Source organism: Terrihabitans aquatilis (assembly GCF_052542005.1).
Genome location: NZ_JBOCUO010000002.1, coordinates 715306 through 727165 on the forward strand (window position 1 = coordinate 715306; position 11860 = coordinate 727165).

The 11860-nt window shown below is 64.1% G+C and carries 11 protein-coding genes; 7 read left to right on the forward strand and 4 right to left on the reverse strand.

All coding sequences use genetic code 11. From position 1 onward, the window contains the following. Entirely contained in the window at positions 1-885 is an 885-nt protein-coding gene (gene folD / locus ACQ6S1_RS09520; protein ID WP_445040940.1) for a bifunctional methylenetetrahydrofolate dehydrogenase/methenyltetrahydrofolate cyclohydrolase FolD, read from the forward strand. Between the two features lie 61 nt (positions 886-946). Here folD and ACQ6S1_RS09525 read toward each other — a convergent pair whose 3' ends face one another. The 3 genes from ACQ6S1_RS09525 to ACQ6S1_RS09535 form a co-directional block, all read right to left on the reverse strand. Next, positions 947-4294 (reverse strand): autotransporter domain-containing protein, encoded by a 3348-nt coding sequence (locus tag ACQ6S1_RS09525; RefSeq protein ID WP_445040941.1) that lies wholly within the window; start codon positions 4292-4294, stop codon positions 947-949. Between the two features lie 115 nt (positions 4295-4409). Further along, positions 4410-4976, reverse strand: coding sequence for an inorganic diphosphatase (gene ppa, locus ACQ6S1_RS09530; protein WP_445040942.1), 567 nt, complete (start codon positions 4974-4976; stop codon positions 4410-4412). Between the two features lie 65 nt (positions 4977-5041). Continuing rightward, entirely contained in the window at positions 5042-5548 is a 507-nt protein-coding gene (locus ACQ6S1_RS09535) for a GNAT family N-acetyltransferase (protein WP_445040943.1), read from the reverse strand. A gap of 161 nt (positions 5549-5709) precedes the next feature. Between ACQ6S1_RS09535 and trxA the strand changes: the two genes are divergently transcribed. Genes trxA through ACQ6S1_RS09550 form a run of 3 tightly spaced genes read left to right on the forward strand, consistent with a single transcriptional unit; the run spans position 5710 to position 7489 of the window. Beyond that, positions 5710-6609 (forward strand): thioredoxin, encoded by a 900-nt coding sequence (trxA, locus tag ACQ6S1_RS09540; RefSeq protein ID WP_445040944.1) that lies wholly within the window; start codon positions 5710-5712, stop codon positions 6607-6609. A gap of 6 nt (positions 6610-6615) precedes the next feature. Continuing rightward, positions 6616-7287: an LON peptidase substrate-binding domain-containing protein gene (locus ACQ6S1_RS09545; RefSeq protein WP_445040945.1), complete on the forward strand. Its 672-nt coding sequence runs from the start codon at positions 6616-6618 to the stop codon at positions 7285-7287. 10 nt (positions 7288-7297) lie between these two features. Then, on the forward strand, positions 7298-7489 hold the full coding sequence (locus ACQ6S1_RS09550) for a Trm112 family protein (protein WP_445040946.1): 192 nt from the start codon (positions 7298-7300) through the stop codon (positions 7487-7489). Between the two features lie 12 nt (positions 7490-7501). Here ACQ6S1_RS09550 and ACQ6S1_RS09555 read toward each other — a convergent pair whose 3' ends face one another. Then, positions 7502-8713, reverse strand: coding sequence for an FAD-dependent monooxygenase (locus ACQ6S1_RS09555; protein ID WP_445041257.1), 1212 nt, complete (start codon positions 8711-8713; stop codon positions 7502-7504). A gap of 104 nt (positions 8714-8817) precedes the next feature. On the opposite strand from ACQ6S1_RS09555, the gene tesB reads away from it, so the two are divergent. The 3 genes from tesB (at position 8818) to ACQ6S1_RS09570 (ending at position 11654) form a co-directional block, all read left to right on the forward strand. Beyond that, positions 8818-9678, forward strand: coding sequence for an acyl-CoA thioesterase II (gene tesB / locus ACQ6S1_RS09560; protein ID WP_445040947.1), 861 nt, complete (start codon positions 8818-8820; stop codon positions 9676-9678). A gap of 219 nt (positions 9679-9897) precedes the next feature. Continuing rightward, positions 9898-10236, forward strand: coding sequence for a P-II family nitrogen regulator (locus ACQ6S1_RS09565; RefSeq protein WP_445040948.1), 339 nt, complete (start codon positions 9898-9900; stop codon positions 10234-10236). A gap of 44 nt (positions 10237-10280) precedes the next feature. Further along, on the forward strand, positions 10281-11654 hold the full coding sequence (locus tag ACQ6S1_RS09570) for an ammonium transporter (protein WP_445040949.1): 1374 nt from the start codon (positions 10281-10283) through the stop codon (positions 11652-11654). Positions 11655-11860 lie beyond the last annotated feature (206 nt).

Sequence of the window (11860 nt, forward strand, 5' to 3'; positions counted from 1 at the left end):
ATGGCGGCCCAGATCATCGACGGCAAAGCTCTTGCCGAGACCATCCGCGCGAAGATTGCCGAGGCTGCAGCCGAATTGCAGCGCACGCACGGCATCGTGCCGGGCCTCGCCGCGGTCCTCGTGGGCGAGAACCCCGCCAGCCAGGTCTATGTCCGCAACAAGGTGCGGCAGACCAAGGAAGCCGGGCTCGCGTCCTTCGAGCATGTTCTTCCCGCCGAGACGTCTCAGGAGGAATTGCTGGCGCTGGTTGAGCGTCTCAACCGCGATCCCGCAGTCCACGGCATTCTTGTCCAGCTTCCATTGCCGCCGCAGATCGACGGCGATCTCGTGATCGCCGCCATCGATCCGGACAAGGACGTCGACGGCTTTCATCCCATCAATGCCGGCCGTCTTGCTGTGGGGCATGACGCCTTGGTGCCGTGCACGCCGCAGGGCAGCGTATTGCTGGCGAAAACCGTCCATCCCGATCTGACGGGACTCGAGGCAGTGGTGCTTGGCCGCTCCAACATCGTTGGAAAACCTGTGGCGCAATTGCTCATGCAGGAGAACGCCACCGTCACCGTGGCTCATTCCAAGACGCGCGATCTAGAAGCGGTGTGCCGCCGCGCCGATCTGCTCGTCGTCGCAGTGGGGCGCCCGGAAATCGTGCGCGGTTCATGGATCAAGCCGGGCGCGACCGTGATCGATGTGGGCATCAACCGCGTGCCGGGCGAAAACGGAAAGTCGAAGCTCGTCGGCGACGTGAACTTCGCGGAGGCGCGTGACATGGCGGGCGCCATCACGCCGGTGCCGGGCGGGGTGGGACCGATGACGATTGCCTGCCTGCTTGCCAACACGCTGAAAGCGGCCATGCTGAAGGCGGGGCTGAACGCGCCCCATTTCTGACAGCGCCGATCACGGAAAGAATTGAGGCGGCGCGTTCCTGCGGGGAGCGCGCCGCCTTTTGTCAGAATCGGTATGATGCCATGCCCCGGGCGGTACGGCTCACGCCCTCGTCCGAAAATTCACCCTGATAGGACAGGCCAAGCGCGAGGCCCGAAGCAAAGCCGATGTCGATACCGGCATTGACCAGCAGGCTGTCCTCACCGAGCGGCAGGCCCTGCACCTCGAAGTCGGTGCCGGTGCCAAGCAGCCTCATGTCGACATTGAGTGGATCGTTGTCGAAGGCGTGGCGCCAGGCAAGCCCAGCGCTCGGAACGACCAGCGCATCGGCCGTGGCAAATTCCTGCGAGAGCCGTAGGCCGACCGTGGTGAACGTGCTGCTGTCGCTGATCTTTCCAACGCTCAGGCCCGTCACATCCGCGCCGTCCTCGTCGAAACCGTCCGTGGAAACATGCGTCCAGTTCACGCCGGCGAAGGGCTCGATGCCGAGATTGCCGGCCAGAAACGTGTAGCCGATCTCCGCGAACAGCGAACCGCTATTGCCCTCGTAATCGCCCTCGGCCGTCTCATCGATGCCCCCGAACGCAATCTCGCGTTCCGATGCATAGGACGACCATCCGAAGCTGCCCCCGCCGGTGATCCGTAGGGCGTCGAACCGGGCGCCGCCATAGATGGCCACACGACCGGTGTCCGCCTCGATTTCGGTATCGCGGCTGTCCACATCGGATCTGCTGTTCTGGTATCCGCCAGCGAGGCCGAGCGTGAAGCGATCCCAAACCGCATCAACGCCGCCGACCAGGCCGGCATAGGTCGATTTGAGCCCGCCGGCATTGCCGTCGCCATCGAGTTCCAGGCGCCCGCCGGTACCACGAACCCATGTGCCGTAAGCGGCACCGGACGTGGCGTCCTCGCGGAACGGCTCGGGCAACGCCCTGGTTTCGGCATAGCCCAGCGCACCGCTTGTCTGTGGCCGCAGGGCAAGATTGCTGCGTGCGCGGCCGAGCAGGGCATCGCCGAATTCCAGTTCCTGCCATTTCACCGCATTGGCCTGGCTGGCGAAGGCGTCGCCGGCAAGCTGGTCGAAGGCATCGAGGGCAGCGCTTTCGGTGAAGCCGACGATCTCATCGTAGAGTGTGGATCCGGAACCCGCGAGATCCAGCGCGTTGCCGACATTCGTCTGGTTCATTGTGGCGCCGATGCTCGCGAAGCTGGCACCGTTGCGGCTCAGGGACAGAAGCGCATCCAGACCGACATAATCGAGTTTGGCATCGAGAAATGCGAGGCGATTGTCGATCGTGAAAGTGCCGGTGATACCGTTCTGCGTGGAAATCACGGTGCACGGCGCGCGCGTTGCGCAGCCGCTGGTGCCCTGTACGATGAAGCTCGCGCCATCCGCGACCGACACGGTACCGCCGGACATGAGCGTTCCGGCATCGCCGTTCACATCCACGACGAGGCTGGAATTGGCGTCGAAGGACACGTCGCCATTGACCTGAAGCACCGCCGGTGCGCCGCCGGATGTCGACAGCCGCACATCGGAGCCCGCGAGAGCCAGCGATCCGATCGTGCCCGATCCGCTGAGGCTGCCGTCAGCAATGGTTACGGCGGATCCGCCGAGATCGGCGCCGTCGAGCGCGACGAGGGAGGAACCGATCCGGGTATCGCCGGCGAAGCTGCTCGTCCCGTTCAGCGTCCAGACACCGCCCTGCGCGACCTCGAAGACCTCGAAATCACGGTAGGTGGCATCATCGCCGAGCTGAGCGACATCGAAGGAATTGGCCGATCCGGCCGCGGCAAGGCGGAACGTGTCGGTGCCGGCGCCGCCCGTGACATAGCCCTCGACCCTGCTGCCCACATGATAGGCGAACAGGTCGTCGCCCGCGCCGAACTCCACCGCGATCCCGTTCGTACCGCTGATCGTGCCATAATTCTCGATGGTGTTTTCGTCGTTGCTGACGATGCGGATGCCGTACCCGTCCAGACCCTCGATGCGGCCGTAATTGACGATATCGATGGCGGCGAAGGCCGGCCCCGTATCGCTGTCGTCGACCAGGATTCCGTTGTCGACACCGCTGATCAGCGCGTTGCGGTGATCGGTGGAGCCGTTGACGATCGTGCCGCCGCCAATGGCGATGGCTTCGCTCGTGGCTGGCGCTAGGTCGCCTCCCTTCGTGCCTTTCGAGCCCTGGCCGATGATGGTTCCATAATTGTAGATCGTACCCAGCGCATCGATATCGACGCCGTCGCCATCGCCATATTCGGCGTCCGGATTGAAGGTGCCGATGATCGTGCCGTAATTCGTGACGATCATCGGTCCCTGTTCGGGAAGGGTATCGAAATTGATGCCCGAACCGTTGTGGCCAATGATCGTGGCACCGGCCTCGTTGGTGATGCTGGAATTCTGCTTGCCGGTGATGCCGTGCCGCGCGCCGCTGATCGTGCCGGCATGATTGATGACGGTGCCGCTATTGGTATCCTGGAAATCGATGCCGTCCGAAGAGCCGTTGGGATCGCTCGCACCGCCACTTATGGTGCCCCAGTTTTCGACCAGACTGCCGTTTCCGGAGCGGATCGCATCGGCATCGGCCGTTTCGATCGTCCCCGTATTGCGGATCACGATGCTGCCGGCGCGCGCATTGTTGAAATCAATAGCCTGACCATCGCGGGCCGAGATGGTGCCGTCGTTCTCGACAAGAACGCTCCCCAATGACGGCACTTCGCTGATGCGCACCGCATCGTCGATGGAGCTTATGACGCCGCCCGCTTCGTTCTTGAGTGTGAACGACGCGATGCTGGTGCCGTAATTGAGGTTGATGGCGCGATTTTCCGACTGTGTCGAAAGGATCTCGCCGCTGTTCGTGACGCTGATCGAGCCGCCGCCAAGTCGCAGGGCGTCGTTGTCCAACGCTTCCAGCCGGCCGCTGTTGTTGATGTTGACGGCGACATTCGCGCTGTTCGCGGCCGAGGTGGTCAGGGCCGAAAAATCCAGTACCTGGCCGCCGTTCGAAGTCATCGTGCCCGTGTTGATCACGGAAACAGAGCCGTTCGTCAGCGCGGTGTTGATCCGCACGCTGTCATCGGCCGAGATGATGGCGCCGTTGTTGACCAGCGAGATCGTGCGGTCGGTGCTGCTTCCGCTGGTGTCGAACCCTCGATTGCCGGAATTGATCGTGCCGTCGTTCGTGATGACGACGCCCGTGGCCGCCCCGTTCTGGGAAATGGACGTTCCGGATGTGGAAAGGCTCGCGCCTGCGGCGATTTGGCCCTGATCGGCACCGCCGACCGTCTTCGACCTGGTATCGGTCGTGCCCGCGGGCACCGAGAAATCGGCAGCGTTCGCATGCCACGCGGCAAGCGGAGAAAGAGCGAGCACCAGCGCGATATGGCTGGAGTGCATGAACCAGCGTGCCATCGGACGTCCTACCTGGAAGGGGGTAAGGACGGGCTAGTAGGGCGCGGGTGTTACAACTGGATGACGGCTGACGGGGTACGATCCACCGCCAGCCATCGTGCGAAGAGCCGCCGGTTTACTTGCCGGCCAGCAGGGTCTCGTTGGCGAGCTTCTTGACGCCGTTGGCACGCTGGATCGCGTTCACGATCATCTCGCGCGCCTCTTCCACCTGGCCCCAACCCACCAGGCGGGACCATTTGCTGCTCTCCAGATCCTTGTAGTGCTCGAAGAAATGCGCGATCTGCTGGAGCGTGATCTCGGGCATGTCCGATACGGTCTGGATCTTCTCGTAGCGACGGGTGAGCTTCGTCACCGGCACAGCGATGATCTTCTCGTCGCCACCGCTCTCGTCCTCCATCTTGAGGACGCCGACCGGCCGGCAATTGATGACGGCGCCGGGCACGATGGCGCGTGTGTTCGCAACCAGAACGTCGATCGGATCGCCATCGTCGCTCAGGGTGTGCGGCACGAAGCCGTAATTCCCCGGATAGCGCATGGAAGTGTAGAGAAAACGATCGACGAAGAGCGTCCCGGACTCCTTGTCGAGTTCGTACTTGATCGGCTCGCCACCGATCGGAATTTCGATCACGACGTTGACATCATCCGGCGGGTTGGTGCCGATCGGAATAGCTTCGATGCGCATTGACGCTCCTGTTGATGCCTTGCTGGGCGCAGGGCCGGGCCGGCTGGGCTTCTAGCTATCTTATATCAAGGCCAGGTAAAGGCGATTTTTTCGAGCGTGACATCGCCGAAGGTTTCCGCGCCCCGCGCCGTCTCCGACCCGCCGGCCGCCCGGTAGAAGCGGCAGCCATCCTCATTATCCCGCAGCGCCCACACCGCGAGACCCGGCATGCCCCGCGTCTCGAGATCCGCACGGCTGGCCGCGAACAGACGCCGGCCCAGACCGATGCCGTGGAATTCCGGGCGCACGTAGAGTTCGTAGATTTCGCCGCTGACCGGCAAAGTGGCCGCGCGGTTGCGGCCGAAGCTGGCATAGCCGGCGATCTCGTCCGCCACGGTCACGACGAGCAGGCTGCGATTGCGCCGCACGGCTCGCAGCCACCAATCCGGGCCACGCCGCATCACCATGCGCTCGAGATCACGACCCGGGATAATGCCACGATACGCATAGCGCCACGTCTCATCATGGGCCGTCGCGAGGCCGTCGGCATCGTCGAAGCGGGCGGGACGTAGATCGATCGCTAGCGTGCTCATGGCAAAAGTCTATGCCTGACGCGCCGCTTAAGCCAAGAGGCAAAACGCGCGCGCGGCTTGCCGGTCCGGGCGCTCCACGCTATCGGGAGCCTCCCGGTTGCCAGACGCACGCCCGATCCCAATTATCATCGGATCACCACCGTTCGTGCAGGAGAGACAATATGCTGCTCAGCGATGCCCCCGCCTCGGACGTGCCGGTGGTCAAGGACACGACGACCAAGGACTTCATGGTCGATGTCGTTCAGGAATCGCGTACGCAGCCGGTGCTCGTCGATTTCTGGGCGCCCTGGTGCGGCCCCTGCAAGCAATTGGCGCCCGTGCTGGAAAAGGTGGTCGCGGAAGCGCGCGGCAAGGTCAAGCTCGTCAAGATGAACACCGACGAGCACCCGGCCGTCGCCGGCCAGCTCGGCATCAAGTCCCTGCCCTCGGTCATCGCGTTCATCGACGGTCAACCGGTCGACGGCTTCATGGGCGCGCAACCCGAGGGACAGATCCGCGCTTTCATCGAGCGCCTCACCAAGCCGATGGAGGCGGCCGACACGTCCGCCATCCTCGAACAGGCAGAGGCCTTGCTCGCCGAGAACGACCTGGCCGGCGCGGCGGAAATGTTGGGCGCGCTTCTCGCGCAGAACCCTGAGGAGCCCCGCGCGATGGCGGGGTTGATCAAGGTCCAGCTCGCCGCCGGCAATCTGGAAGGCGCACAGGGCCTGCTCGCATCGGTGCCGCCATCCGCAGCGGACGATGCGTCGATCGCTTCGGTACGCGCCCAGATCGCTCTTCTGGAGAACGCTCCCGAAGCCGGGGAGATCGAGAAGCTGGAGGCGCGGATCGCGCAGGATCCGGCCGATCACGAGGCCCGCGCCGAGCTTGCCACGGCCCTTGCCGCCGCCGACCGCAAGGACGAAGCCGTCGATCACCTTCTGACCATCATCCGGCAGGATCGCTCCTGGAACGACGACGGCGCGCGCAAGCAGCTGGTGCAATTGTTCGAAGCCTGGGGCTTCACCGATCCCGCTGCCGTCGCCGGTCGTCGGCGACTGTCGTCCGTCCTGTTTTCCTGAGGCATCATGCCGATCAACACAGCCTATCACGCGCCATCGGATCTGCCGGCGGTGCTGCCTCTGTTTCCGCTTCCGGAGGTCCTGCTGCTGCCGCGCGGCGAGATGCCGCTCAACATCTTCGAGCCGCGCTATCTCGCCATGATCGATCAGGCGATCTCAGGCAACCGGCTCATCGGCATGATCCAGCCTGATTTTGACGTCGTCGAAGACAATCCGGCTCCGCCGCTGGTTCATGTCGGATGCGTCGGCCGCATCACCGCGTTTCAGGAGACAGGCGACGGACGCTATCTCGTGACGTTGACCGGGGTTTGCCGCTTCCGCCGCCGCGACGAGGTGAATGTCGATACGCCCTACCGCCAGTTCGAGGTGGATTATTCGGAATTCACCGGGGATCTCGTACCCGGCGCTGGCGAAGATGCGGTGGATCGCATTGCCCTGCTCGCCACATTGAAGGCCTATCTCGAGGCAAACAGCCTCGAGGCCGACTGGTCCGGCATTCGCAATGCTTCGAACGAGGCGCTCGTCAACGCCCTGTCGATGATGAGCCCCTATGGCGCCCGCGAAAAACAGGCCCTTCTGGAGGCGCCCGACCTCAAGAGCCGGGCCGATATCCTTGTCGCCGTGACCGAGATGGATCTTGCCAAAACCCGGGGCGAGACCGACACCTCACTGCAATGATCGGAATGCCATGACCGACACCATCACCCAGCGGATCGACCCGAAGGTCCTCGAAATCCTGGTATGCCCGCTCACCAAGGCAACTCTGGAATACGATGCCGCGCGGCAGGAGCTGATTTCCCGACCGGCGAAACTGGCCTATCCCATTCGCGACGGCATCCCGATCATGCTGCCGGAAGAAGCTCGCCATCTCGATGACTGAACGGGGAGACGCTCAGAGCGCCTCGCCCTTCAGAAGCCGGGGGACATCGCCCGCCAACCCGGCCGCGGATCGGACAAAAGCCGATTTCGCGCTCGGAAGCCGGTTCACCACGCCGAGCCCGACATCGCGCACCAGCCGCGCCGGGCCCGAGCGGGCGGTGAACAGCCGCACCAGACCATCGATCGTCCCGCTCGACACCATCACGTCGAACCGGCGCCAGGTCTCATAGCGCCGGAGCACCTCTTCCGACCCGATGTCGAGACCGAGGCGCGCGGCATCCACCACGCTCTCGGCAAGCGCCGCAACATCACGCAGTCCCACGTTGAGACCCTGCCCGGCGATCGGATGCATCGCATGGGCGGCATCTCCCGCAAGGGCCACGCGCGTGGCGACAAAGCTGCGGGCAACAGCAAACTTGAGCGGCCTCACAGCCCTCGGGCCGTCCAGCTCGATTCTGCCGAACCTGTAGCCCGCGCGCGCCTGCAATTCGTCCCGGAAATCGGCATCGTCGAGCGCGGCAAATTTGAGGGCGGCGATCCGCCGATCGGACCACACCACCGAAGCCCTTCGTCCCGGAAGCGGAAGAAGGGCGAATGGTCCGCCGTCGACGAAATGCTGAACGGCGATGCCTTCATGCGGCTTTTCGAGCGACACGTTCGTGACGATGGCGGCCTGATCGTAGCGCCACCCGCGAACGGCGATGCCGGCCATCCCGCGCAAGGGTGATGATGCTCCCTCTGCGCCGACGAGAAGCGACGAGACCAGCGCCTCTCCATTCGACAACAGGGCCTGCGCATAGCCTTCGCCCACCTCGATGCTCGCGATCGCAGACGCCTGGAACTGAACGCCCGCCCGCCAAGCCGCCTCCATAAGCCCCTCACGGATAGCGCCATTTGGCACGACATACGCAAACGGCTCGCCCGGAGCAGCGGCCTCGATGATGGAGAGCAAAACGGGGCGCATCACGTCGGAAAGCCGGCTGTCGGTGATGTCCATTCCCAGCATCGGCTCGGCCGACGGCTCGATCGCCGACCACGCATCGAGTTCCCGCAGCATGCGCACGGCGCCGGCCACAAGCGTCGAGGCCCGCGGATCGTTGCCCGCGGGCCGGGCGAGAGTGGGATCCGCGATGAGCACGGACAATCCGGCGCGCGCAAGCGCCGTGCCCAGCGCAAGGCCGACGAAACCGGCTCCCGCGATCACCACATCGGCGCGCGCGGCCATCATCGGTGTGGCAGAACCAGGCGACATCATCTCTTTGCCTCGCTTGACCGCGGGTCGGGGTTCGCCCCTTTAGTCCCGTTCCGGCGCCATCCGCGAGAGACCACATGCCCGATGCGATCGCAAATCTTTCCACGCTTCTGGATATCGAGCAGCTGGAAGACAACCTTTTTCGTGGCGTGTCGCCGCGCGAACATCGCATCCGCGTCTTCGGCGGACAGGTCGTCGCCCAGGCTCTTGTCGCGGCCGAGCGCACCGTGGACGGGGAGCGTCCGCCTCATTCGCTCCATTCCTATTTCCTGCTGCCGGGCGACCCGGAAATTCCGATCATCTATTCGGTCGACCGCCTGCGAGACGGCGGGAGCTTCAGCGTGCGCCGCATTCTCGCGATCCAGAAGGGTCGGCCGATCTTCGCCATGTCGGCTTCGTTTCACAGGGTCGAGCCCGGTTTCGAACACCGCACCGCTATGCCCGACGTGCCGGCCCCGGAGGAGCTACCGGGCAGCGAGGAGTTCGACCGCCTCCTGGCCAATGCACCGCCGCTGATCCGCAGCTATTTCGGACGTAAGCGTCTCATCCACATCCGTCCGGTGGATCTGGGACGCTACACCGGCACCCGGCGCAGCGTCCCGCACCAAGCCTCTTGGTTCCGCGCCGCCGGCGATCTGCCCGACGCGCCCTGGCTGCACCGGGCGACATTGGCCTATGCATCCGACATGACCCTGCTCGACACCTCCCTCGTCGTGCATGGACGCACGGTGTTCGCCGAGGACATAGCGGCCGCGAGCCTCGATCATTCGGTATGGTTTCACGGCGAATTCCGGGCCGACGACTGGCTTCTCTACGCACAGGAAAGCCCGTTTACCGGTGGAGCACGGGGCCTTGCGCGGGGACAGATCTTCACGCGCGACGGCCGGCTGGTTGCATCGACGATGCAGGAAGGGCTGATCCGTGAGGCACGCAAGTGAGCCTAGAATCTAGGCAAAACTAGTTGGCCATTTTTGCATAGAAAATATGCACGTGAACGGTTTTCGAGCGTCTGCCTGCGGTTTGGGCGCGAATTGTGTCTGGTAACGCAACTTGGCATGACACTTGAATATACCAATCCGGATTGATCCGGCCGGTCGAACGGCGGGTCACTCGATCCGCCCGGCACAAGCCCCGGCGGAGAGCGATTGGGGGCCAACATGAAACTCGTTATGGCGATCATCAAGCCATTCAAACTGGACGAAGTCCGCGATGGGCTGACGGCCTTGGGCGTACACGGCCTGACCGTGACCGAGGTGAAGGGCTACGGGCGGCAGAAGGGGCACACAGAAATCTATCGCGGCGCGGAATACGCCGTCAGCTTCCTCCCGAAGCTCAAGATCGAGGTGGCCGTCGCGGCGGGCATGGTCGACGCCGTCGTGGAGACCATCACGACCACCGCGAAGACCGGCCAGATCGGCGATGGCAAGATCTTCGTGACGCCGATCGAACAGGCCGTCCGGATCCGCACCGGTGAATCCGACCTCGACGCCTTGTGAGCCCTTTCCCGACCTTTCCCGATCTTGATATTCGGAGCCCGCCCATGAATCTTTCGAAACTCGCACGCCTGGCCGCGCCCGCAGCGCTGCTCGGCCTGCTGGCCATCGAGCCGTCCTTGGCTCAGGAAGCCCTCCCATCCGCAACGGATCCCGCCGCCCCGGCGGCTGCCGCGGCCGCCACCACCGACAAGGGCGACGTGGCCTGGATGCTGGTGTCCACCATCCTCGTCACCTTCATGATCATGCCGGGCATCGGCCTGTTCTATGGCGGCCTCGTGCGCGCCAAGAACATGCTGTCCGTGCTGATGCAGGTCACCGTGGTTGCCTCCCTGATGATGATCATCTGGGTGGTCTATGGCTACAGCGTGGCCCTGAACGCCGGGACGATCGCCGACCAGTTCTTCGGCGGCACAAGCCGGCTTTTCCTCTCGGGCATCACGCCTGATTCCACAGCTGCCACGTTCACCGACGGCGTGGTCATTCCGGAATACGTCTTCGTGGCCTTCCAGATGACGTTCTTCGCGCTGACGCCCACGCTGATCATCGGCGGTCTGGTGGAACGCGTGAAGTTCTCCGCCATCCTGCTGTTCTGCGTACTGTGGGCCACCTTCGTGTATCTGCCGGTCGCGCACATGGTCTGGTATTCGGAAGGCTACCTGTTCAAGCTCGGCGCGCTCGACTTCGCCGGCGGCACGGTGGTTCACATCAATGCCGGCATTGCCGCGCTCGTCGGCGCGCTCGTGCTCGGACCGCGCATCGGCTACGGACGTGAGATCCTGGCGCCGCATTCGCTTGTGATGACGCTGATCGGTGCTGCCATTCTATGGGTCGGCTGGTTCGGCTTCAATGCGGGCTCCAACCTCGAAGCCACGGGTGGCGCGGCTCTTGCGCTGATCAACACCCTGGTTGCCACGGCCGCCGCGGCTCTCGGATGGCTGCTCGTGGAATCCATGTCCAAGGGCAAGGCGTCGCTGCTCGGCGCGGTGTCGGGCGCAATCGCCGGTCTGGTGGCGATCACACCGGCCGCCGGCCTCGTCGGGCCGATCGGCGGCATCGTGCTGGGCGGAATTGCAGGCGTGATCTGCTATTTCTGCTGCACCACGATCAAGAACGCCCTCGGCTACGACGATTCGCTCGACGTGTTCGGCATCCACGGCGTCGGCGGCATCATCGGCTCCATTGGCACGGGCATCTTCGTCAGCCCGGCGCTCGGCGGTGTCGGCGTCGACGGCTACACGATGGGCGGCCAGGTCTGGATCCAGATCGTCGGCGTGCTGATCACCATCGCGTGGGGCGGCGTGGTCTCGTTCATCCTCTACAAGATCGTGGACATGGTCGTCGGCCTGCGGGTCTCGACCGAGGCCGAGCGCGAAGGTCTCGACATCTCGTCCCATGGCGAGCGCGCCTACACGATGTAATCTGGTCCCTCTCCTCCCAGAGGGCAAAGCCCGGACGGCCCACGCCGCCCGGGCTTTCTTTTTGCGCCGAACGCTTTCCTTCGTGCCGCCGATCAAGGTTAAGCGAGCCTTTACCCTGTTCGGTTACACCTTCCGAACGGCTGTGGAGGTTCTCTCGTGCGAACGCTGGTCTATCGCGGCGGAGTACGGCGCAAACGGGCGTTCTC

What these genes read in the sequence shown, in the direction of transcription:
- folD (WP_445040940.1), top strand. Translation starts at nt 1, where the DNA reads ATGGCGGCCCAGATCATCGACGGCAAAGCTCTTGCCGAGACCATCCGC.
- ACQ6S1_RS09525 (WP_445040941.1), bottom strand. Translation starts at nt 4,294, where the DNA reads ATGGCACGCTGGTTCATGCACTCCAGCCATATCGCGCTGGTGCTCGCT.
- ppa (WP_445040942.1), bottom strand. Translation starts at nt 4,976, where the DNA reads ATGCGCATCGAAGCTATTCCGATCGGCACCAACCCGCCGGATGATGTC.
- ACQ6S1_RS09535 (WP_445040943.1), bottom strand. Translation starts at nt 5,548, where the DNA reads ATGAGCACGCTAGCGATCGATCTACGTCCCGCCCGCTTCGACGATGCC.
- trxA (WP_445040944.1), top strand. Translation starts at nt 5,710, where the DNA reads ATGCTGCTCAGCGATGCCCCCGCCTCGGACGTGCCGGTGGTCAAGGAC.
- ACQ6S1_RS09545 (WP_445040945.1), top strand. Translation starts at nt 6,616, where the DNA reads ATGCCGATCAACACAGCCTATCACGCGCCATCGGATCTGCCGGCGGTG.
- ACQ6S1_RS09550 (WP_445040946.1), top strand. Translation starts at nt 7,298, where the DNA reads ATGACCGACACCATCACCCAGCGGATCGACCCGAAGGTCCTCGAAATC.
- ACQ6S1_RS09555 (WP_445041257.1), bottom strand. Translation starts at nt 8,713, where the DNA reads ATGGCCGCGCGCGCCGATGTGGTGATCGCGGGAGCCGGTTTCGTCGGC.
- tesB (WP_445040947.1), top strand. Translation starts at nt 8,818, where the DNA reads ATGCCCGATGCGATCGCAAATCTTTCCACGCTTCTGGATATCGAGCAG.
- ACQ6S1_RS09565 (WP_445040948.1), top strand. Translation starts at nt 9,898, where the DNA reads ATGAAACTCGTTATGGCGATCATCAAGCCATTCAAACTGGACGAAGTC.
- ACQ6S1_RS09570 (WP_445040949.1), top strand. Translation starts at nt 10,281, where the DNA reads ATGAATCTTTCGAAACTCGCACGCCTGGCCGCGCCCGCAGCGCTGCTC.